The organism is Streptosporangium jomthongense, assembly GCF_042650425.1.
GTDB lineage: Bacteria > Actinomycetota > Actinomycetes > Streptosporangiales > Streptosporangiaceae > Streptosporangium.
In genome coordinates this window covers 56,693-76,889 of record NZ_JBHSBC010000002.1, presented here as the reverse complement: position 1 = coordinate 76,889, position 20,197 = coordinate 56,693, and the positions used below count along the sequence as shown (strand labels likewise).

The window sequence follows — 20,197 nt, the reverse complement described above, 5'->3', positions numbered from 1 at the left end:
GGAAAAGCTGTGAGGATCACCGGTTTACGACTGCTTCGCAGCGGTGCGAACGGCCTCGGCCCGACGGGTTCGGAGGCCTGCGGGTCCGCGGGCGCTCCAGGACGCGGACGACGCGCGGCGCGGCTCTCGATGCCCTGGGGGAGGCCTGCGGACAAGGCGTTCATGCCATGACCTCCGTTCTCGTGCGGGTGGCGGCTCGTAGGTGGATCAGCAGCCCGACGACCACGGGGAGGGCCAGGCCACCGGTGATCGTCAACAGGTGCACGGGGTCGACGGACGCGCCGGTGACCGCGAGCAGCCCGCCCGCCAGCGGCATCGACACGCAGTTGAGCAGTGAGATGGCGGCGGCGGTGCTGCCGAACTCGGCGGCCGGGACGGCCCGGGCCCTGACGGTCCTGATGAAGGCGCTGAAGGCCGCGTCGGCGGCCATGAACACCATCACGATCGCGACGAAGGCGACGAACTCGTTGGACGCGCCGATCGCCAGGAAGGCCAGGCACTGGATCAGGGCGCTGGCCGCTCCGGCGATCAGAAGGCCGAACCTCCGGATGAACCGGGTGAGCAGGGCCAGCACGAGCAGCGCGACCAGGGCGGCTCCGGTGTACACAAGGGCCAGTCGCCCCTCGTCCACCCCGTAGTGGTGCCGCACCAGGGCCGGCGCGGCCGCCAGCAGCAGGGCCAGCATCAGGTTGATCACCATGGTGATGGCCACCACGTCTCGCAGGAGCGTGTTGGCGATCACCTGGCGTACCCCGGCCATCACCGGCGGCGGCTTCGCGGCCACCACCGCCGCAGGCTTCATGTTCCGGGCCAGCAGCAGGCTCGTCCCGAAGAGCACGGTGAGAACGGCGACCGTCGCGGTCGTCCCCACCAGCAGCAGGACACCGCCGAGGACCGGTGCGATGAGAATGCAGCTCTGCTCGATCGCGCTCAGCATGGTCTGCAGGCGGGGCATCTCCTTGGCCGAGACCAGGGAGAGTCCCGCCTTCTCACCGGCCACGAAGGTCAGCTCGAACCCCGCGCCCGCGACGAGGGCCAGAACGACCAGGGCCACTCCCGCGTTCCCCGGCATGAGGGCGACGGCGGCCACGGCCCCCGCCCCGACCGCCGTGCGCACCACATCGCTCAGGATGTGGATTCGGCGGCTCTCGAACCGGTCGGCGAGGTAGCCGGCGAGGGGCAGCGCGACCAGCCTGGGCGTCCACTCAACGAACAGGGCGACGCCCGACCACATCAGGCTGCCCGTCATCCGGTAGATCATGAGTGGCACCACGAACTGGAGCGTCTGATTGGCCAGCCAGCCGACCCCGCGGAGCGCGAGATAGAACAGCATGCCTACTCCACCGTGACGGCTCTGCCAACCGCCTGCCAGATGTCCGTCGCCTCCTGGAAGGAGTCGGCGGTGAATATGACGTGTCCGATTCTGGAGCGGAAATCTCCCGGCTCCGGGATCGGCTCCCCGGCGGCGATCGTGAGCTTCGTCTCCAGCACCTCCGGCAGGGCGAGGAGATCGTCCCATCCGTTCAACCGCCGGTAGGCGTGGTGACCGTCGGCGAGGTAGAAGCGGATTCCGGCGTTCTTCGCCTGTGGCACGCCGATGGCCCCGACGTCCTCAAGCGTCCATCCGAGATGCGCCGCGATCATCGCCTTGGGGAGGCTGACGCCGGTGGCGAGGTGAACCAGATCGACGATCCGGTCTCCGGGGAGGCGGGCCGCGATCTCGATCAGCACCGGCCCGTCGGGGGTCATCCTCAGCTCGCAGTGGAAGGCGCCGACGGTCAGGTGCACCGCGTCCACGACGGCACGCACGTACTTCTCTATCTGGGCCGTCACCTCCACGCTCTCGTCGGCGGGGGTCAGGTGTCCGATCTCCACGAAGGCGGGTTCCGGTCCCAGCAGTTTCCGGGTGAGCGCGACGACCGTCGTGCGGCCCTCCGCGACGTACCCGTCGGCGCTGAACTCCGGCCCCGCGATGTACTCCTCGACGATGGCCCGGTGCTCCAGCGGCCTGCCCAGGTCGAGGCTCTGGTCGACGGAGAGCCGATCGAAGGCCGCGCGCAGCTCCGCCCACTCGTTCGCACGGCTGACGTGGATGCTTCCCGAGGAGCCGACCGGCTTGATCACGCAGGGGTAGCCCACGTGCTCCGCGGCCTGCTCCAGCTCCGTGAGCGACGTCACCTGGGCGAACCTGGGGGTCCGCAGGCCCGCCTCGGCCGAACGCGCCCGCATGAGCACCTTGTCCCTGACCTCCTCGACCGTCTCCGGCCGCAGTCCGGTCAGCCCCAGAGCCGCGGCCAGTCTGGCGGTCGCCGGCACGTGGAAGTCACAACCGGCCAGGACCGCCGAGAACGGGGCGTCCCTGTGCATGTCGAGCACCGCCTGCTCGAGTGCGGCCTGGTCGTTGGTGTCCACCACGAGTACGGCGTGCGCCAGCGCGCGGATCTCATCGGGAAGCGTGCGGTCGTCGGCGTCGTAGGATGCGACGACGACCTGCAGGCCGAGGTCACGCGCCGCTGTGACCAGGGCGTTTCCGGAAGAGACCGGTTCCACGACCAGCACCCGGGCGAACGATAGATCACGCATATCTGGAAAGTCTCTCCCCGTGAGGTCCATCAGACGGCGAAGGCGGTTTCGATGACACGGCGGCGGAGCCTGCGGTGCGCCGCGGAGGGCACGAGGTCGCGGACCACGCACACTCGCTGAAGCCATCGATCGAGGCCGTCGTATCTGGCCTGGAACTCGGACCGCCCGTGGACGGTCCGCCTGTTGTCGATGATCAGTAGGTCGCCGGTGTCCAGCCGGGCCCACTGCTTGACCTCGTTCAGCGCGACGTGCAGCCGCTTCAGGGCCGCGTCGGCCTCGGGTGTCAGACCGACCATCAGGTCCGGGTCCACCGTGATGTAGGGGTCGAAGGGGTCTCCGTACAGAACCCGGAGCACCGGACCGTTGCCCTTCTGGCCGTTGGCGCTGCCGAAGGAGTAGTCGATACCGGTCTGGAACATCGGCTCGCTGAGGATCGCCCGTTCGCGCAGGCTCAGTCGCGACACCGCCATGCGCAGGCTCGCGCTGATCGTCTTGGCCGAGCGCTCATGGTCGGGACGCAGGCAGTGCAGCAGCACGTAGTCCGGCATGAAGGGGTGAAAGGCCGCCTCGGTGTGGAAGTCCAGAAGAAACGAGGAACTCTCCGAGGAGAGCTTCTCCGCGTTGTGCCTCGTCGGAGCCACGTTCTGGAAAAGCTGTCCCTGCTTCTCCTGAACATAGGCGATGGGCTCGCCCAGCGCCTGGGCGAATCCGGCCAGCCACAGTTCGCTCATCGGCGTCGGCCTGGGCAACGGTTCGGCCGGTTTCGCCGGCGTGGGCTGGAGATCCGGGTCGACGGGCAGTCCTCTGATGAGCAGGACGCCGCTGTCGGTGCTGTTCCGCCGGAACCTGGCGAGGGCGTGCCGGATCACCCGGGGAAACTCGTGAAAGCGAAGTTCGGCCTCGGCCAGGAACGCTTCCTGGTCCTCCCGCGAATCGGGCAGATATCCGTCGGCCAGGCTCGCCAGCAGGTGGGCGTAGGGACGCGCGTCGACGACGTGCGGCCCTGGCTCCTCCTTGAGGTTCTCCCCCTGCGGAAGGGTGCGGGTGGTGAACCGGTGCTCGTCGACCACGTGCAGCACCTTCTGGTCGATGTGCTGGACGGCCTCACCGCGGTACAGCCACGACAGCAGGGACAGCAGGAGCCGGGCGTTGTCCTCGCGGCCGAGGAACGGCAGCGCGAACATCTCCGCGTTGCCGATCACCGCGATCCGGCCCGCGCCGTACTGCGCCGTTCCGAGCAGGGTGTGGCCGTCGTACTCCACCACCGGGACCAGCTGTACCAGGGAACTCTCCACGCCCTTCGGCCGGTACAGGTGCACGCCGCCGACTCCCGGGGCGGCCGGATGCGTGCTGTTCGCCTCGACCGTGAAGTCGTAGGTGAGGAGGTGCGAGTCGGGCGAATCACCGCGTGTTCCGGGAAGCAGGCCGTTCACAGTGATCCCGAAGGGGTGGTGGCCGGACGTGGCCGACCGGCCTTCGCCGTCACCGAGGATCAGAACCGACCCGCCCTCGCGCACATACGTCTCCAGGAGCCGGCACTCGGCCTCGGTGAACGACGCGCCGTCTCCCCCGGCGGCGGGGATCACCAGAAGGTCCAGCTCTCTCAGGGCCGCCTCGTCCCAGCCGAGCTCCAGAGAGTGGACGGTGTCGCCGAAGCATACGTCGACCAGTTCGGTGACCGGCCCGATGACACCGAGATCGGAAAAATCAGCAGGCCGCCCCGGTCCCGGTTTCCGATGGAAATCGAGCGACCAGACGGAGGCGTGCACAACGTCTACACCTACCAGCATGACCATTCTCCCCCAGTTCGGTTGCAGGCTTGAGAAACCCTAGGAGAGCCTTGTGCAGAGTCCGTATATTTCCTGTATAAGACCCCGCGAGCTGCGTTGACGTTTCGACGCGAGTACCCGAGGACGCGCCGTTCACACAGCGTTTCCCTTCAATCGCCGGCCACGGACCGGAAACGCCGTCACGGTGAGGCAGATGATATAACGGAAAGTCACAGCAAACGGCGTTCCCCTCGCCCCCGGTCTTTTTCGCCTTCGGGTGGTCTCGCCGTTCCACGGAGATTCCCGGGAAAGAGCGAGGACTTCACAGAAACGTCCAGCCCCGAGCGCCGGTGGGCTTTCGCACACCGGGGCCGGTGGCCGGTGCGCACGCGCCGGCCCGGTCAGACGGCGTAGCCGTACTGCTCGGGCCAGGAAAGGGACGAGGAGGGCTCCAGTTCACGGGCGGCCCGGTGGGGCCAGTGGGGGTCGCGGAGCAGTTCGCGGCCGAGCAGTACGGCGTCGGCCCGGCCGGAGGTGAGGATGTCCTCCGCCTGACGCGGTTCGGTGATCAGGCCGACGGCGGCCACCGGCATGCCGGTCTCGGCGCGGACCCGGGCCGCGAACGGCACCTGGTAGCCGGGGCCGGTGAGGACCCTCGCGTGGGGCGCGTTCCCGCCGCTGGAGACGTCGAGCAGGTCGACGCCGCGGGAGAGCAGTTCCCCGGCCAGGAGCACGGTCTCCTCGACGGTCCACCCCTCGCGTTCGTCCTCGGGGTTCTCGGTGAGCCAGTCGGTGGCCGAGACGCGGAAGAACACGGGGAGTTCCTCCGGCCAGACGGCGCGCACGGCCTCGACGACCTCAAGCGCGAGACGGATGCGGTTGCCGAACGAGCCACCGTAGGCGTCGGTACGGCGGTTGCTGTGCGGGGAGAGGAACTCCCCGATCAGATAGCCGTGCGCGCCGTGCACCTCGACGACCTGGAAACCCGCCCGCAGGGCACGCCGGGCCGCCTGGGCGAAGTCGTCGACGACGCGCCGGATCTCCTCCACGGTCAGCTCCCTCGGCACGGGATGGTTCTCGGCGAACGGGATCGGGCTCGGCGCAACCGGCTGCCAGCCGCCGTCGGCGACGCCGACCGGTCCGCCTCCGCGCCACGGCCGGTCCGTCGACGCCTTGCGCCCGGCGTGCGCGAGCTGGATGCCGGGTACGGTGTCGTGCTCCTGGAGGAACCGGGTGACCCGGGTGAACGCCCGCTCCTGGCGTTCGTTCCACAGCCCCAGGTCCGCGGGGGTGATCCGGCCCTCCGGGGAGACGGCCGTGGCCTCGGTGAGGATCAGCCCGGCGCCGCCCACCGCGCGGGCCGCCAGGTGGGACAGGTGCCAGTCGTGCGGCACTCCCGCCTCGGGGCCGTCCGTGGCGGCCGAGTACTGGCACATCGGCGCCATCCAGACGCGGTTGGGAATCGTCAGCGAGCGCAGGGTGATGGGGTCGAACAGCATGGGGACTCCCGGTTCGGTGTTTTGTACGACGTACATCGTAGTACGAGATTCATCGTAGTACGACAAGTGACGTAATATCGAGGGGAACGCGGAGGGGAGACACACATGAGAGTCCTGGAGCACCCGGACGTCGAGGAGATCCGGCTGGAGGCGGTGCTGCACGCGCTCTCCGACCCCATGCGGCTGGAGGTGGTGCGTTTCCTCGCCACGACGGAGAACGGAGCCGCCTGTTCGGAGATAGACCTCGCCGTCAGCAAGTCCACCGGGACGCACCACTACCGCGTCCTGCGCGAGGCCGGGGTCATCAACCAGGTCTACCAGGGCACCTCGAAGATCAACTCTCTGCGCAGGGCCGACCTCGACGAGCTCTTCCCCGGCCTGCTCGACAGCGTCGTCTCCGCGGCCACCAGACGACCGCGGAGATGACCGTCCCCGCCCTGCCGGGAAGGACGGACCCGGGAAGGACGGACCCGGGGAGACGGGCTCAGGTGGCGGGCAGGGCGGTGGCCAGCAGCACCACGCCGACCGAGCCGACCAGCGCCGTCACCGCCATGCTTCGCGCGAAGGAGGGGCGTCCGGCGCGCACGGCCCATCCGTGCAGGGCCGCCGCGACCATGACCGCGCAGAACAACGCCAGCTTCGCGGCCAGGATCCGCCCGTAGCCGGGCTCGGCCAGCGAGGCCCAGGTGACGCCCTTGTGCCAGGCGATGGCGACGCCCGTACCGAGTTGCACCGGCAGGAACACCGCGCCGGTGAACATCCCGAAGCGGCGGCCGACCGCGGTCAGCACCCGGCCACGCCGTTCCGCGTCCAGCAGCCGCCGGGCCAGGGGCAGCAGCACCAGGGAGACCGTCAGCTGCCCGCCCACCCACAGTGCCGCCGACAGCACGTGCGCGAAGCGCACCACCGTCCACCACGTCATGACGCGCTCACCCGGAACAGCCCGTGCGCTCCGGCCTCGGCGTTACGCATCAGGTGGTCCACCACCGGATAGGTACCCGGCTCGGGGAAGACCAGTTCGGCGAAGCCTCCCTGCGCCGGGGCCAGGTCCAGCACCTGCGCGCCGCCCGGGTCCCCGGCGCGCAGCCGGTAGGACCCCTCCTCGTAGAGGGTGTCGAACGGCGCCCCGACCACGTGCAACGCCGTCCCCGAGTTCGGCCCGGCCGCCACCGCCCAGATCCGCACCCGCTCACCGGCCTTGGCCTCCAGCGGGGCGTGGTCGTAACCGGCGGCGGTCCCGTTGAACATCCACCCGTCGGGGCGGCCCTCGCGCAGCTTGACGACCTGGGCCTCACTGCCCGGCTCCCCCAGGTACAGCTCCCCCGAGACCAGTAGATACTCACGGTCCACACGTGCCAGGTCCGGCGGATCGATGATCACGGCTCCGTACATGCCGTTCGCGATGTGCTGGCTCATGGGCATGGTCGAGCAGTGGTACAGCCACGCTCCCGCGAAGCCGGCGCGGAACCGGTAGGTCAGCCGCTCACCCGGCTGGATCGTGCGCATGGGCCCGTCGGGAGCGGTCGCACCGGCGTGGAAGTCGATGCCGTGCCCCATGGACCCGCCGTTGACGAACGTCACCGTGAACACGTCGCCGACCCTGCCCCGCAGAACCGGCCCGGGAACCGTCCCGTCGAACGTCCACACCCGCTGCCGCACCCCCGGCGCGACCTCCCGCACGACCCTGTCGTCCACCCGGATCTCCACGGCGTGCTCGCCACCGCCCGGCGCGGGCCCGAGCGCCGCGTCGTACGGCCTCCAGCCCGGTGACATCGGCGCGGCGAGGTCGAGGAGGGGTGTGCCGTCCCCCATGCCGTTCCCCGCCCCGCCGTGTTCGCCGTGCGCTCCAGGCCCGGCCGTCCCCGTGGCCTGCCCGGCCTCCGGGGAGACGACGGGGACGGAGGAGGGGATGATCCGCACCGTCATTCCCGCGGCCCGGTGCCCGGCCACGGTGCACCAGCCGTCGACCGCCTCGCCGAGCGGCTTCAGCGTCAGCGTGGCCTTCTGCCCCGCCGCCAGCGTCGGGGTGCGCTCACCGGTCGCCAGCCGCAGGTCGTGGCGCTGGGCGTCGGCGTTGGTGACGCGGAGCGTCAGCACGGTGCCCGGAGCGGCCTCGATCACCGCGGGCCGGACGCGCATCCCCGACAGCGTCACCTCGACCGTTCTGGCGCCCGTGGCGACGACCGTCGTCGCGGGACCGGACCCGCCGTCGACGGCCACCACGACCGCGGCGGCCGTCAGCAGACATCCGGCGGCCACCCCGGCCAGGGCGGGAACGCCGCGCCTTTTTCCTGTGCCGGGCGCGGTGGCCGGGGTGGCCGCGGTGGCCGCCCGCAGCAGGGTGAGCGCGGCGAGCACGACGAACGCCGAGCCCGAGGCAAGCACCAGTGCCCAGCCCAGTACGGCGAGCGGACGCGGCACGGGAAGCGCGAGCAGCGGCGTGCCCAGGTTGAACGCGGCCAGCCGTACCACCCAGCCGCGTTCCAGCAGCGCCGCGTTCTCCTTGAACCGGGCCGGGCCGCCGCCCAGCACCGCGGGCAGCAGGTGCAGCAGCGAACCGAGCAGCACCTGGGCGACGAACCCGGCCAGTACCAGGGGCAGCAGCGGCTCAAGCGCCCCGGCCACCTCGCCGGTCGGCCGCGTGACGACGATCACCACGTCGATCACGAGGGCGATCTCGAACCAGACGACGGCGGCCCCCATCGTCCAGGCCGCGCCGGTGTGCGGACGGCGGGAACGCACCGCCTCCGCGAGCGGCACCAGCGCCGCCGCCGTCCCCGCCGCGTAGGCCGCCAGCCCGGCCGCCGCCACCCAGCGAAGGTCCGCCAGCAGGCCGCCGGTCAGCAGCGCCAGGCCGGGCACGGCCAGCCTCAGCCCGGCGGAGGAGGCCCCGCGGGTCCGCTCGGACAGGCGGGTGCGCAGCACCGTCGGCCAGAGCGTGAACAACGTGCCGAGCACGGTCAGGCCGACCCAGCCGAGCAGGTTCACCTGGGCGTGCGCCGCGTGCATCCTCTCGTGCGGGACACCGGGACCGGCCTGCGCGGCCAGCAGCCCGCCGAGGACGCCTCCGGCCGCCAGGGCCCCGGCCGCGCACACGTACCAGGCGACGACATGGCCGAACCGGCCGGGCAGCGCGCCGCGTGCCAGCCGTACCAGCGTGGCCGCGTGCCAGAGCACGACCGCCACGATCACGGCCGCCCCGCCCACGGCCACCGCGACCGGTCCGGCCGAGACGCCGTACAGCACGGCCACCGTGGCGGCGTTGAGCAGCCCGAGCCGGGTCAGGCCGAGACGCGGGTCCGGTGTGCGGGCGCGCAGCAGCACCACGGTGAAGTGCTCGCTCCAGATCAGGATGGCCGTGGTGACCGCGCCGAGCAGGAGGACGTGGACCAGCAGCCAGCGCGGCGCGGGCAGCGCCTCCCCCGTCAGCGCGGCCGTGACCGTCAGTCCCAGCCACGCCACCACGAGCGCGTTGGCCCGCAGGTGCCACGGTCCGCGGCGGCGTACGGGCTCGCCCGGTCCTGACGGCGGTCTCTTCTCGATGCGAACCTCGACCGGTGTCACCCTCGTCGCCCTTCCCTCGGCGGCCGGAGCACCGGCGTGACGGCGCGTCCGGACGCGGGCGCGGGGAGGCGGTCCGAGGACTCCGCCCTCGCCGGTTCCGCGGGCATGGCCGTTCTCCTCCGCCGGATGTCACGGGGCGCTGAATTCACCTCACGGTAAATCCTCAGGACGGTGGCGGGCATGGGCTCAAGGACCATCACCCGTGGGACCAAAGTCCTTCCGGCCGCTCCTTTACCGGGATTTGGGACTTTCGGCCCGCCGAGCAGGGGCCTGCGCCCCTTCATCGCGCCCCGCCCGCCGCCGAAAACTCCTGACAGAGCCCCTGCCGTCACGACGAAGGAGACCCCCATGAACGACCCGCGCCGGTTGGCGGCGACGCTGGTTGGCGCCGTCGGCGTCACCACCCTGACGGCCGGGGCCGTGATGACGGCCCGCGGCCTGCGGGGCAGGGACGAGATCCGCGACGAGCTCTCCCGGCAGCGGATCACCTTCCCGGAGAAGGGACTGCCTCCGGAGCTCACCGCGTACGCCGGGCACCCGGTGGAGAACGGCGTCCAGGCCCGCGCGTTCGCCGACATGATCGGCGGCAACGTACGCCACGCCACACGGGGCCGCACCTACTCCGAGGTCACCGCGGAGCTGCACGCCGCCGGCGGCCAGGACGACTCCCTCGCCGCGCTGCGCCAGACCGCGTTCATGGGCGAGACGCTGCGCGCCTCGCTGATGACGGCCTACCAGGCCTGGCAGATCACCTCCCTGACCGTCGGCCTGGGCGCGGTCCTGATGGGCGCGGGCGCCGCCTTCGTCACGGTGGGCGCCGTGATGTCCTCCGGCGGATGACCGCCGCGCCCCGTTCCAGACACCGACGACCGGGAGGTCCCGTCTTGCCGCTCGACACCACGTTTCCCACGATCATCCAGGGCGGTATGGGGGTCGGCGTGTCCGGATGGCGGCTGGCGCGGGCCGTCTCCACCACCGGGCAGCTCGGTGTCGTGTCCGGCGTCGCCCTGGACGTCGTGCTGGCCCGCCGGTTGCAACAGGGCGATCCGGGCGGTGACCTGCGCCGCGCCCTGGACGCCTTCCCCTTCCCCGAGGTCGCGGAACGGATCTGGAGGCGCTACCACGTGCCCGGCGGCATCCTGCCCGGCGAGCCGTACCGGCCGGTGCCCAGGCTCGGGCTGCGCCCGCACTCCGGCCGGACCGAACTGACCGTGGCCGCCAACTTCGCCGAGGTGTTCCTGGCCCGCGAAGGTCACGACGGCCCGGTCGGCGTCAACTACCTGGAGAAGATCCAGCTGGCCACGCCCGCGGCGGTCTACGGCGCCATGCTCGCCGGTGTCGACTACGTGCTCATGGGCGCGGGCATCCCCTCGGAGATCCCCGGCCTGCTCGACGCCCTCTCCGCCCACCGGCCCGCCGAGATCTCGGTCACCGTCGCCGGGGCCGAGTCCGGGCGGCGGCACACCGTCGGCGTCGACCCCGCCGCCCTGTACGGCCCCCTCAGGCCGCCCCCGCTCAAACGCCCCCGCCTCCTGGCCGTCGTCTCCTCCGACGTGCTGGCCGTCTATCTGGCCAGGAGGCCCGAGACACGGCCCGACGGGTTCGTGGTCGAGGGTCCCGTCGCCGGTGGCCACAGCGCCCCGCCCCGGGGCAGGCTCCGTCTCGACGAGGAGGGCGAACCTCTCTACGGTCCCCGCGACCGGGTGGACACCGGGAGGATCGCCGCACTCGGGCTGCCGTTCTGGCTGGCCGGTGGCCAGGCAGGGCGGCGAGGGCTGGCGCGGGCGCTGCGGGCGGGCGCCACCGGCGTCCAGGTGGGTACGGCCTTCGCCCTGTGCAGGGAGTCCGGCCTTGAGGAGACGCTCCGGCGCCGTCTGCTGGACGCCGCCTCCGGCGGCACCCTGCCGGTCCGCAACGACCCCGGCGCCTCACCGGCCGGGTTCCCCTTCAAGGTCGCCTCCCTGCCCGGCACCGTGGCCGACCCCGACGTCTACGCCGCCCGGCCGCGTCTGTGCGACATGGGGCACCTGCGCGCGCCGTACCTCAAGGCCGACGGTGAGGTCGGTTACCGCTGCCCGGCGGAGCCGGTCGAGACCTACGTCCGCAAGAACCGGCCGGAGAGCGACACGGCCGGCCGCAGGTGCCTGTGCAACGGGCTCGTCAGCGCGATCGGGCTCGGGCAGCGCCGCCTCGACGGCTACGCCGAGCCCGCCCTGCTCACCCTCGGCCAGGACCTCGGGTTCCTGCGTGACCTGCCCGGCGACTACACGGCCGCGGACGTCGTCGCCCACCTTCTTCACGAGTCCGAGGGCGGCCTGGGCTGACATCCCGGACATCCCGGACGCCGGGGTGATCGGGGCGGGTGAGGGTCGCCTCACCCGCCCCGGCACGATCAGGTCATCTGGACGCAGGCGTTGTAGGTGGCGCTCGCCCGCTCGGCGGCGGCGAGCTCGCCCATGCCGGTGGAGCGCCAGAGCTGGTAGGCGTAGTTGGCCGCCTGCACGCAGTCGGTGCCGGCGCCGGCCGGTGCGGCGGAGATCGCGAGCGTGGCCGTGGTGGACACGGTGACCAGGGCCGCCGCGATCAGGGGGCGGATACGCATGGTGCGGGTTCCTTTCCGGGGTGGGGGTCACAGGCGGCACGGCGCTCCGGCGGACCCGGGCGAGGGGCCCGTGCCCCGGCTGAGCCGTGCCTGACCTGTGTGTGAGGAACGGACCGGCCGGGCTACTTGGGGTCGACGCCGGGCGCGTGGCAGGCGGGGCCGTTCGGGCCGGTGGTGCAGGGCTGCGGAGGCTGGGCCTGCGCCTGGGCCGGGAGGGACAGCGCCCCCACGAAGGCCACGGCCGACAGCGTGACGGCGACGACGGTGAACGCGGGACGAAGACGGGTCACGTGGACTCCTGTGCTGGATACGCGAAGAACGCGGCGTGCGGATTCTGTGGCTGCGGTCACCGGACGCCCCGATGATCTCCGGTGCCGCACTGCTGATTCTCGGCCGGTGATCGCGCTTCCGGTTCCTCCCGCCGGATGATCTCCCGTCTACCCTCCTGGGCGGAGGCCCTACGGCCCTCGTCTGACACGGCCGCGCCGCGCGGGTGCCGATCGACCGCATTCGAAGCGGGGCGACCGCCGCCGTGCGCGGCCGGTGGACGGCCACCGCGAGACCGGCGGGCGCATCCCGTCCACACGGTTCACCCCGCGAGCCGGTTCCTGACCGCGGTCGGCCGCCGCTTCGGGATGTTCACCGGCGCGGTGTTCCTGCCGGTGCAACTCGGTACGGCGTCCGCGGCGGCGATGTTCGCGGCACACGGCCACCGCGGCGACGGCGGCCTCGACGGTCCTGGGCACCACGACGCCGATGGGGACCTGCCGGTGGTTCGGGGCGTCCGTCGAGTAGGCGCCGCGGGATCCGGCGTCGAAGCGGACCTCGCCGTCCACCTCCGCCGACAGGTCGCGTTCAAGTGCCGCGACGTCGACGGCGAGGGCCGGAACGCGTGTCACGGGGCCGGGCAGGACCACCTGGGCGGTCATGACCTGAGCTCACTGATCTTGTCGCGGGCGACGGTGGCGAGGGTGGCCACCTTGTGCGGCTGACCGCGCAGGAAGGCCTCGGTGAAGTGCTTGGCCTGCTCGTAGCTCACCTTCCCCGGCATCGGCGGCTCGTTCGGGTTGACGTCCACGTCCACCAGGGCGGGGCCGGGGTGGGCGAGCGCCTCGCGCACGGCGCCTGCCACCTCACCGGGGGCGGTGACCTTCGCGCCGTAGGCGCCGCAGCCCCGGGCCCAGGAGGAGAAGTCCGCCTCCGGCTGCCGGTGCCGTACCGCGTACTCCGGGTAGCCCAGGACGATCTGCTCCCAGAGGATCTGCCCGTAGGAGTTGTTGTTGTTGACGACCACCTTGATCGGCAGCTCGTGCCGTACGGCGGTGAGGAACTCGGCCATCAGCATCGCGAACCCGCCGTCCCCGACGAAGGCGATCACCTGCCGCCCGGGGAAGGCGTGCTGCATGGCGATCGCGTACGGCAGGCCGGGCGCCATCGTGGCCAGGTTGCCCGACAGGTAGAAGCGCCGGTCGCCGCGGATCGTCCAGTGCCTGGCCGCCCAGGTGGCGATCGTGCCGGAGTCGCAGGTGAGGATCGCGTCCTCGGCCGCCAGTTCGTCGAGGCATCCCATGAGGTACTGCGGGGCGATCGGGTCCCGGCTCGCGTCGCACAACGCGGCCATCCTCGCCCGCCAGGAGTCCATCTCACCCCGGTACCTGGCCAGGAACGAGCCGTCCGTCCCGGTCAGCAGCGGCAGCAGCGCCCGCAGCGCCAGTTTGGCGTCGGCGGCGACCGGCGCCTCGACGGGCAGCCGCAGCCCGATCAGCGCGGGGTCGACGTCGATCTGCGCCACCCGCGCCTTGCCGGGTTCGGGGAGGTACTTGCCGTAGGGGAAGGACGTGCCGACCATGAGCAGCGTGTCGCACTCCTCCATGGCCTCCTCGCTGGGTTTCGTCCCCAGCAGCCCGATGCCCCCGGTGGTCACCGGGTGGTCGTCGGGGACCACCGCCTTGCCCGGGAGGGTCTTCACCACCGGCGCGCCGAGCCTCTCGGCGACCGCGATCACCTCGTCGCGGGCGTGCAGGGCCCCGGCGCCCACCAGGATCACCGGTTTGCTCGCGGCGTTGAGCACCTGTGCCGCCGCGCGCAGCGCCTCCTCCTCGGGGGGCGGCGGCGGGCGGTCGAGTGTGGGCAGGCTCGACGGCGGCGCGCCCGGCGCGGGGTGCCGGTAGGGGTCCTGCTCGACCGGCGCGATCTGGATGTCGTTGGGGAACGTCAGGTGCGACACGGTCCGCCCGGCCAGTGCCTCGCGGATCGCCAGGTCGACCACGCCCGGCATCTGCTGCGGGTTGGTGATCATCAGGTTGTATCCGGCGACGTCCTGGTACAGCCGGTCCAGGTGCACCTCCTGCTGGTAGTGGCTGCCCAGCAGGGAGGTCTCCTGCATTCCGGTGATCGCCAGCACCGGCACGTGGTCCAGCTTGGCGTCGTAGAGGCCGTTGAGCAGGTGGATGCCTCCCGGCCCCGACGTGGCCACGCAGACCCCCAGCCTGCCGGTCGCCTTGGCGTATCCGGTGGCCATGAAGGCCGCCGCCTCCTCGTGGTGCACCAGGAGGAACCTCAGCTTGTCCTGGTGGCGCCGGAAGCCTTCCATCAGGCCGTTGATGCCGTCCCCGGGAAGTCCGAAGACGGTGTCGACGCCCCAGTCGATGAGCCGTTCGGCGAGGCTCTCTCCCACGATCTCGCGCATGGCGTCCCCCGATCCGCAGGTCAGGGCCCGCCCTACCCCCACCCCGGCACACCAAACGACAAAGCATGACAACTCGGACATAGGGTTGCGCGCGCCCACCGGGAACGCCGGCGGGCGTCCGGACTCCCCCACCGGCCGGATCCACGATCGGGCCGGAACCGGCGGAGAGGAGGACGCCGTGACCACGGTCGAGGAGATCACCGCGGCCGTCTGCACCGTACCCACCGACGCCGAACTGGCCGGGCAGCTCGGCGGCTGGGTCCACCGGGACGGCATCCCCAGGGTGAAGCTCAAGATAGGGCGGGGCAGGGACGTCCGTCCGGTACGGCGGGCACGTGAGGCGATCGGCGCGGAGGCGGAGCTGTACGTCGACGCCAACGGCGCCTACACCGCCAAGGAGGCGATCCGGCTCGCCGCCGAGCCTGAGGAGTGGGACGTGCGCTGGTTCGAGGAGCCGGTCTCCTCCGACGACCTCTCCGGGCTGCGCCGGGCGCGCGAGGCCGTACGGGCCGACGTCGCCGCGGGCGAGTACGGCTACGACCTGCGCTGCTTCCGGCGCATGGCCGGTGCCGTCGACTGCCTCCAGGCCGACGTCACCCGCTGCGGCGGCCTCCCGCGGTGGCGGTGCGCCGCGACGGTCGCCGCCGCCTGGAACCTGCAGGTCTCCGGCCACTGCGCGCCGCAGCTGCACCTGCACGTCGCGCTGTCCACACCGAACACGCGCCATCTGGATGAGAGCCGCTCCCGGGGTAGTGGGAACGGCATGCACGAACTGCGCCACAGCGACCCGGCCGAGCCCGGCATCACCCGCAGACGCCGCGGGCGTTCCTTCTCCTACGCCTACGCCGACGGGCGCCCGGTCAGGGACCGTGGGACGCTCGCCAGGATCAGGGCGCTCGCGCTGCCACCCGCCTGGCGGGAGGTGTGGATCTGCCGCGACGCGGAAGGCCACATCCAGGCCGTGGGCACCGACGCGGCCGGGCGGCGGCAGTACCGCTACCACGACGTCTGGCGTGAGGAGCAGGACCGGCTCAAGTTCGCCCGGGTCGCCGAGCTGGCGGAGAGGCTGCCGGACTTCCGCAAGAAGGTGCAGGCCGACCTCGACCAGCCGGGCCTGACGCGCGAGCGGGTGCTGGCCGCCGCGGCCCGCATGCTCGACATCGGGCTGTTCCGGGTGGGCGGCGAGGCGTACGAGTCCTTCGGGCTGGCGACGATGCGGATGGAGCACGTGACCTGCTCACGCGGACGGGTCTCCTTCCGCTACCCGGCGAAGGGCAACAGGCTGCGCGAGGTCGAACTGGACGATCCGGACGTGTGCGAGGTCGTCACCGCGTTGCGCGGAACCGGCGCCAAGGGTGAGCTGCTGCGCTACGAGGACGACGGCTCCTGGGTCGACGTCCGCAGCGACGACATCAACGCCTACCTGCGTGAACGCATGGAGACCGAGGTCAGCGCCAAGGACTTCCGTACCTGGCACGCCACGGTGTACGCCGCCGTCGGCCTGGCGGTCTCGCGGCGGGTCCGCAGCCGGGCCGGGCGCCGCAGGGCCGTCGCCCGTGTCATGCGGGAGGTCGCCGGGCACCTGGGCAACACCCCCGCGGTCGCCCGCGCCTCCTATGTCGACCCCCGCGTCGTCACCGCCTACGAACGGGGCAGGACCATCCACCGGGCGCTGACCGGCCTCGGCGAGGCCGACGGCCCGGCCACGCACGGCGCGGCGGAACGCGCGGTCATCGACCTTCTCAAACACCCCTGAACCGGCCGCTCCTGGGTAGCGATACAGGATGCGGACGACACAGCCTCCACGGATCACCCGGCCGGTGATGTACCACGGGTGGTCCCAGATGACCTTCATCCACTGGCGCTACTCCCCCGCCCAGGTCCAGGCGCTGCTTCCCGGCTGGCTCACGGCCGAGGAGTTCGACGGCTCGGCGTGGGTCGGCCTGACGCCCTTCCTCATGGAGGACGTACGGGTGCCCGGAACACCGGCCCTGCCATGGCTGTCGCGGTTCCCGGAGACGAACGTGCGCACCTACGTGCGGGACGCGCGGGGGCGCCGTGGCCTGTGGTTCCTGTCGCTGGACGCCGGGCGGCTCCTTCCCGCCCTGGGCGGCAGGGCCGGTTACGGGCTGCCCTACCACTGGTCCGACATGTCCGTGCGCGTCGAGGGGGAACGGCGGGCCTACCGCTGCCGGCGCCGGCTGATCGGCCCCGCGGGCGCCCGGTGCGACGCCGACGTGGAACTCGGCGCCCCGCTGCTCGACACCGAGCGGGACGAACTCACCGACTTCCTCACCGAGCGCTACCGGCTGTTCACCGTCGTCGGAGGCAGGCCGGCCCACGCCGAGGTCGAGCACCGGCCGTGGCCGTTGCGCCGCGCCCGCCTGGTCCGTCTCGACCAGGACCTCCTGCGGGCCGGGGGCCTTCCCTCCCCCGAGGGTGATCCGCTCCTGCACGCCTCCTCGGGGGTGCGGGTGCGGGTGGGGATGTGGAACCTGTCCTGACGGCCGCTCACGCGCGCTCACCGGTCAGCGCGGAACGCAGGCCCTCCGGCCCGTCGTACCGGCGGCCCTCCGTGCCGTGCCACTCGACGAGCAGGACGGTGGCGTCGTCCTGCAGACGGCCGCCGTGGTAGTCCAGCACGGCGTGGGTCAGGCGGCGCAGCGTCTCGGGCACCGGCAGGCCCGCGGCGTCGTGACGGACGACGAAGTCGACGAACCGTTGCAGCCCGAACTCCTGGGCGGTACGGCCCCTGGCCTCGGTGATGCCGTCGGTGTACAGCAGCACCCGGTCCCCGGGTTCCAGCTGTTCCCGGCACGAGGTGACCGGCAGGTTCAGGTTCAGCCCCATGGGGTGGGCCGGGACGCACCGCAGGGTGGTGACCCAGCGACCGTGGCGGATCACCACCGGCGGGTGGTGGCCGCGGTTGACCCAGCCGAACAGGCCGGTGGTCATGTCCAGGTCGGCCATGATCGCGGTGACGAACCGGGTGGTCCTGCCGAACTCGCCGATCAGCACACGTTCGATCGCCTCGCTGTTGTCCGCCAGTCCCATGCCCTGACGGCGGTGGTTCCGGCAGGCGGCCATCGCGAGGTTGGCGGTCAGCCCCGCCGAGGTGTCGTGTCCCATGGCGTCGAAGACGGCCAGATGCAGGGTCTCACCGGCGATGGCGTAGTCGAAGGCGTCCCCGCCGACCTCGTAGGCCGGTTCCATGACCGCGCTGACCGTGACCCGGCGGTTGGCGAAGGTGAGCGGCGGCATCAGGTTCCACTGCATCTCCGCGGCCACGTTCATCGGCCGGGTGCGCACCAACCGGGCGTAGGAGTCGCTGTGCTCGCGGTAACTGACCAGCAGCAACGCCACCATCGAGGCCAGATGCCGCATGGCGTCCCGATCCGCCTGGTCGTCCTCCGGCGGCCGGACGCGCAGCACGCCCAGCCGTCCCGTGCCGTCCAGCACCGGCACCCACCAGTGGTCCGCCCGCCCGTCGGCGCCGGCCTTGGCCAGCGGGCGCACCTCCTGGAAGGCGCGCCCGGCCAGGGTGGCGTCGATGCGCAGTTCCTCCGGTTCCCCACCGGCCTCCTCCGGCCCGGCCAGGGGCCGCAGCACCGTCTGCTGGAGGTCGGCCAGGTAGATCGCCACCTCCCGAAGTCCCGCGCGGGCGGCGTACTCGCTGACCAGGAACGGCAGGCGCTCCAGTTCCGCCAGATGACTGGCCTCCAGCAGGCCGGTCAGCATCCCCGTGACATCGCGTGAGGAGGACATCGGCCACCCCCTGTCCGCATCGTGGCCGGCCGCGTCAGCCTGTGGCGCCTCCCCACCCCGAGCGACTTGTCGTTAATCATCACTAAAGACGGGATTCCCGGATTCCGGGGAACGCAACGTCGCCCTCGAAGGTCGCACGCCTTGCCGAAAGGACCTCGGCCAGGCTTCACGGAGAAGGGGCCGGACCGAAAGAGCGGTGTCCACGCCCGTGCACGGAGCGCCTGCGGCCGCTCAGGGAGCCTCCGGTGGCGCCGGCCAGACTCCGATGGCGAGTTCGGCCACCGGGCGCAGGTCGGCGGCGGTCGCGCCGTCGGCCGCCTGTTGTGACAGACCCTGGAGAGCGGCTCCGAAGTACCGGGCCAGGGCCCGGGTGTCGACGGAGTCCGGCAGCTCGCCCGCGCGGACGGCCTCGTCGAGACGGGCCGCGAAGACGGCGACGTTGGCGTTGCGGATGTCGCGGAGGAAGGCCTCGATGTCGGCGTCCCTCGGGTTGACGTTGGTCGCCGAGCGAATGATCAGGCAGCCCGCCGGGTGGGACGGGTCGGTGTAGGCCTCGGCGGCCTCGCGCAGGATGCGCGCGAAGGCGCCGCGGGCGGTGCGCTCCTCACGCAGGGCGATCTTCGCGAAGGTGGCGGGCGCCGCCCTCTGGTAGGCGACGACGGCCTCCTTGAACAGGGACTTCTTGTCACCGAAGGCCGCGTAGAGGCTCGCGGGCCTGATGTTCATCGCCTCCGTCAGGTCACTGACCGAAGTGGCCTCGTAGCCGCGGTCCCAGAACAGGCGGACGGCCTCGGCCAGCGCCTCGTCACGGTCGAAGGTGCGGGGGCGGCCCCGGCGGCTCTCGGTCATGGCACAAATTCTAGAGCACTCACTCAATAATCCGTGCTACCGTATTTTTTGAGCAATCACTCAACAAAGGAGTTTCGTCATGGGACGTCTCACGGACAAGGTCGCGCTGGTCACCGGGGGCAGCCGGGGTATCGGCCGGGCCGTCGCGCGACGGCTGGCGGGCGACGGGGCCACCGTCGTGCTGACCTACGCCCAGGACGGCGCGGCGGCGGCGGAGACCGTCGAGAACATCGAGAAGGACGGCGGACGGGCCTTCGCCCTCCGCGCCGAACTGGGCGAGCACGGCGACGCCGAGGCCCTGTGGGCGGCCTTCGACGCCGTGACCGGCGACGCCCGGGTCGACATCCTGGTCAACAACGCCGGCATCGGGCGCAGCGCCGGCATCGCCACCCTCACCGAGGAGGAGTTCGACAAGGTGTTCGCGGTGAACGTCCGCGCACCGTTCTTCGTCGTCCAGCACGCGCTGCCCCGGCTCAACGACGGCGGCCGGATCATCAACGTCTCCAGCGGCGCGGCCCGTATGGCGTTGCCCGAGATCATCGCCTACAGCTCGACCAAGGGCGCGCTGGACACCTTCACCCTCAACCTCGCCAAGGCGCTCGGCCCGCGCGGGATCACCGTCAACTCGGTCGCACCGGGGATCATCGACACCGACGTCAACGCGGGCTGGCTGCGCGCCGACCCCGAGGCCTGGGAGCGGGCCGCGGCCCTGTCGGCGCTCGGCCGGGTCGGCACCCCCGAGGACGTCGCGGACATCGTGGCCTTCCTCGCCTCCGACGACGCCCGCTGGGTGAGCGGCCGGGTCGTCGACGCCACGGGCGGCTCCGGCCTGTGAAGGGCATCGTTTGCTTGACCTGTTCGGGGGTAGAGCACGGCC

18 protein-coding genes are annotated in these 20,197 nt (G+C 71.8%); 6 read left to right on the top strand and 12 right to left on the bottom strand.

Annotated elements, in window-relative coordinates; all coding sequences use genetic code 11:
* Nucleotides 1-160 precede the first annotated feature (160 nt).
* The 4 genes from ACFOYY_RS03605 to ACFOYY_RS03590 form a co-directional block, all read right to left on the bottom strand.
* A complete protein-coding gene (locus ACFOYY_RS03605) occupies nt 161-1,333 on the bottom strand; it encodes an MFS transporter (protein WP_352011898.1) in 1,173 nt (390 codons plus the stop codon).
* Between the two features lie 2 nt (nt 1,334-1,335).
* Nucleotides 1,336-2,583, bottom strand: a complete 1,248-nt coding sequence (locus ACFOYY_RS03600) for an ATP-grasp domain-containing protein (protein WP_386187809.1) — start codon at nt 2,581-2,583, stop codon at nt 1,336-1,338.
* A 29-nt stretch (nt 2,584-2,612) separates the two neighbouring features.
* Nucleotides 2,613-4,373: a TauD/TfdA family dioxygenase gene (locus ACFOYY_RS03595; protein WP_362776157.1), complete on the bottom strand. Its 1,761-nt coding sequence runs from the start codon at nt 4,371-4,373 to the stop codon at nt 2,613-2,615.
* A 380-nt stretch (nt 4,374-4,753) separates the two neighbouring features.
* The gene (locus ACFOYY_RS03590) at nt 4,754-5,887 is read right to left on the bottom strand and encodes an NADH:flavin oxidoreductase/NADH oxidase (RefSeq protein ID WP_386187807.1); all 1,134 of its coding nucleotides are present in this window, start codon (nt 5,885-5,887) and stop codon (nt 4,754-4,756) included.
* A gap of 69 nt (nt 5,888-5,956) precedes the next feature.
* Between ACFOYY_RS03590 and ACFOYY_RS03585 the strand changes: the two genes are divergently transcribed.
* The gene (locus ACFOYY_RS03585; RefSeq protein WP_362776161.1) at nt 5,957-6,277 is read left to right on the top strand and encodes an ArsR/SmtB family transcription factor; all 321 of its coding nucleotides are present in this window, start codon (nt 5,957-5,959) and stop codon (nt 6,275-6,277) included.
* A gap of 58 nt (nt 6,278-6,335) precedes the next feature.
* On the opposite strand, the gene ACFOYY_RS03580 is transcribed toward ACFOYY_RS03585, so the two are convergent.
* Nucleotides 6,336-6,773, bottom strand: a complete 438-nt coding sequence (locus ACFOYY_RS03580; RefSeq protein ID WP_352011893.1) for a hypothetical protein — start codon at nt 6,771-6,773, stop codon at nt 6,336-6,338.
* Complete coding sequence (locus tag ACFOYY_RS03575; RefSeq protein ID WP_386187803.1) at nt 6,770-9,415, bottom strand: multicopper oxidase domain-containing protein; 2,646 nt, start codon at nt 9,413-9,415, stop codon at nt 6,770-6,772. Before ACFOYY_RS03575 ends, ACFOYY_RS03580 begins: the two co-directional genes overlap by 4 nt.
* Before the next feature lie 348 nt (nt 9,416-9,763).
* Here ACFOYY_RS03575 and ACFOYY_RS03570 point away from each other — a divergent pair, with 348 nt between their 5' ends.
* Together ACFOYY_RS03570 and ACFOYY_RS03565 are read left to right on the top strand one after the other, a co-directional pair.
* Nucleotides 9,764-10,255, top strand: a complete 492-nt coding sequence (locus ACFOYY_RS03570; protein ID WP_352011891.1) for a hypothetical protein — start codon at nt 9,764-9,766, stop codon at nt 10,253-10,255.
* A 44-nt stretch (nt 10,256-10,299) separates the two neighbouring features.
* A complete protein-coding gene (locus ACFOYY_RS03565) occupies nt 10,300-11,739 on the top strand; it encodes a nitronate monooxygenase (RefSeq protein WP_386187801.1) in 1,440 nt (479 codons plus the stop codon).
* A gap of 68 nt (nt 11,740-11,807) precedes the next feature.
* Here the strand turns inward: ACFOYY_RS03565 and ACFOYY_RS03560 are convergent, their stop codons facing one another.
* The 4 genes from ACFOYY_RS03560 to ACFOYY_RS03545 all read right to left on the bottom strand — a co-directional run bounded on the left by ACFOYY_RS03560 (nt 11,808) and on the right by ACFOYY_RS03545 (nt 14,706).
* The gene (locus tag ACFOYY_RS03560) at nt 11,808-12,017 is read right to left on the bottom strand and encodes a hypothetical protein (protein ID WP_352011889.1); all 210 of its coding nucleotides are present in this window, start codon (nt 12,015-12,017) and stop codon (nt 11,808-11,810) included.
* Nucleotides 12,018-12,139: 122 nt separating this feature from the next.
* Nucleotides 12,140-12,307, bottom strand: coding sequence for a hypothetical protein (locus tag ACFOYY_RS03555; protein ID WP_362776168.1), 168 nt, complete (start codon nt 12,305-12,307; stop codon nt 12,140-12,142).
* A 168-nt stretch (nt 12,308-12,475) separates the two neighbouring features.
* Nucleotides 12,476-12,946, bottom strand: a complete 471-nt coding sequence (locus ACFOYY_RS03550; protein WP_386187797.1) for a hypothetical protein — start codon at nt 12,944-12,946, stop codon at nt 12,476-12,478.
* Nucleotides 12,943-14,706 carry a thiamine pyrophosphate-dependent enzyme gene (locus ACFOYY_RS03545; RefSeq protein WP_352011887.1) on the bottom strand — a complete coding sequence of 588 codons (1,764 nt, stop codon included), beginning with the start codon at nt 14,704-14,706 and terminating at the stop codon, nt 12,943-12,945. Before ACFOYY_RS03545 ends, ACFOYY_RS03550 begins: the two co-directional genes overlap by 4 nt.
* A 178-nt stretch (nt 14,707-14,884) precedes the next feature.
* On the opposite strand from ACFOYY_RS03545, the gene ACFOYY_RS03540 reads away from it, so the two are divergent.
* Nucleotides 14,885-16,462, top strand: coding sequence for an enolase C-terminal domain-like protein (locus ACFOYY_RS03540; RefSeq protein WP_386187795.1), 1,578 nt, complete (start codon nt 14,885-14,887; stop codon nt 16,460-16,462).
* An 88-nt stretch (nt 16,463-16,550) separates the two neighbouring features.
* Nucleotides 16,551-17,210: a YqjF family protein gene (locus ACFOYY_RS03535; RefSeq protein ID WP_352011884.1), complete on the top strand. Its 660-nt coding sequence runs from the start codon at nt 16,551-16,553 to the stop codon at nt 17,208-17,210.
* A gap of 7 nt (nt 17,211-17,217) precedes the next feature.
* Here the strand turns inward: ACFOYY_RS03535 and ACFOYY_RS03530 are convergent, their stop codons facing one another.
* Nucleotides 17,218-18,471, bottom strand: coding sequence for a PP2C family protein-serine/threonine phosphatase (locus tag ACFOYY_RS03530; RefSeq protein WP_352011883.1), 1,254 nt, complete (start codon nt 18,469-18,471; stop codon nt 17,218-17,220).
* Between the two features lie 231 nt (nt 18,472-18,702).
* Nucleotides 18,703-19,320, bottom strand: a complete 618-nt coding sequence (locus ACFOYY_RS03525; protein WP_386187791.1) for a TetR/AcrR family transcriptional regulator — start codon at nt 19,318-19,320, stop codon at nt 18,703-18,705.
* 79 nt (nt 19,321-19,399) lie between these two features.
* Between ACFOYY_RS03525 and ACFOYY_RS03520 the strand changes: the two genes are divergently transcribed.
* Nucleotides 19,400-20,155: an SDR family NAD(P)-dependent oxidoreductase gene (locus tag ACFOYY_RS03520; RefSeq protein WP_386187788.1), complete on the top strand. Its 756-nt coding sequence runs from the start codon at nt 19,400-19,402 to the stop codon at nt 20,153-20,155.
* Nucleotides 20,156-20,197 lie beyond the last annotated feature (42 nt).

What these genes read in the sequence shown, in the direction of transcription:
- ACFOYY_RS03520 (WP_386187788.1), top strand. Translation starts at nt 19,400, where the DNA reads ATGGGACGTCTCACGGACAAGGTCGCGCTGGTCACCGGGGGCAGCCGG.
- ACFOYY_RS03580 (WP_352011893.1), bottom strand. Translation starts at nt 6,773, where the DNA reads ATGACGTGGTGGACGGTGGTGCGCTTCGCGCACGTGCTGTCGGCGGCA.
- ACFOYY_RS03550 (WP_386187797.1), bottom strand. Translation starts at nt 12,946, where the DNA reads ATGACCGCCCAGGTGGTCCTGCCCGGCCCCGTGACACGCGTTCCGGCC.
- ACFOYY_RS03595 (WP_362776157.1), bottom strand. Translation starts at nt 4,373, where the DNA reads ATGCTGGTAGGTGTAGACGTTGTGCACGCCTCCGTCTGGTCGCTCGAT.
- ACFOYY_RS03570 (WP_352011891.1), top strand. Translation starts at nt 9,764, where the DNA reads ATGAACGACCCGCGCCGGTTGGCGGCGACGCTGGTTGGCGCCGTCGGC.
- ACFOYY_RS03530 (WP_352011883.1), bottom strand. Translation starts at nt 18,471, where the DNA reads ATGTCCTCCTCACGCGATGTCACGGGGATGCTGACCGGCCTGCTGGAG.
- ACFOYY_RS03545 (WP_352011887.1), bottom strand. Translation starts at nt 14,706, where the DNA reads ATGCGCGAGATCGTGGGAGAGAGCCTCGCCGAACGGCTCATCGACTGG.
- ACFOYY_RS03600 (WP_386187809.1), bottom strand. Translation starts at nt 2,583, where the DNA reads ATGCGTGATCTATCGTTCGCCCGGGTGCTGGTCGTGGAACCGGTCTCT.
- ACFOYY_RS03605 (WP_352011898.1), bottom strand. Translation starts at nt 1,333, where the DNA reads ATGCTGTTCTATCTCGCGCTCCGCGGGGTCGGCTGGCTGGCCAATCAG.
- ACFOYY_RS03525 (WP_386187791.1), bottom strand. Translation starts at nt 19,320, where the DNA reads ATGACCGAGAGCCGCCGGGGCCGCCCCCGCACCTTCGACCGTGACGAG.
- ACFOYY_RS03590 (WP_386187807.1), bottom strand. Translation starts at nt 5,887, where the DNA reads ATGTACGTCGTACAAAACACCGAACCGGGAGTCCCCATGCTGTTCGAC.
- ACFOYY_RS03585 (WP_362776161.1), top strand. Translation starts at nt 5,957, where the DNA reads ATGAGAGTCCTGGAGCACCCGGACGTCGAGGAGATCCGGCTGGAGGCG.
- ACFOYY_RS03535 (WP_352011884.1), top strand. Translation starts at nt 16,551, where the DNA reads ATGACCTTCATCCACTGGCGCTACTCCCCCGCCCAGGTCCAGGCGCTG.
- ACFOYY_RS03560 (WP_352011889.1), bottom strand. Translation starts at nt 12,017, where the DNA reads ATGCGTATCCGCCCCCTGATCGCGGCGGCCCTGGTCACCGTGTCCACC.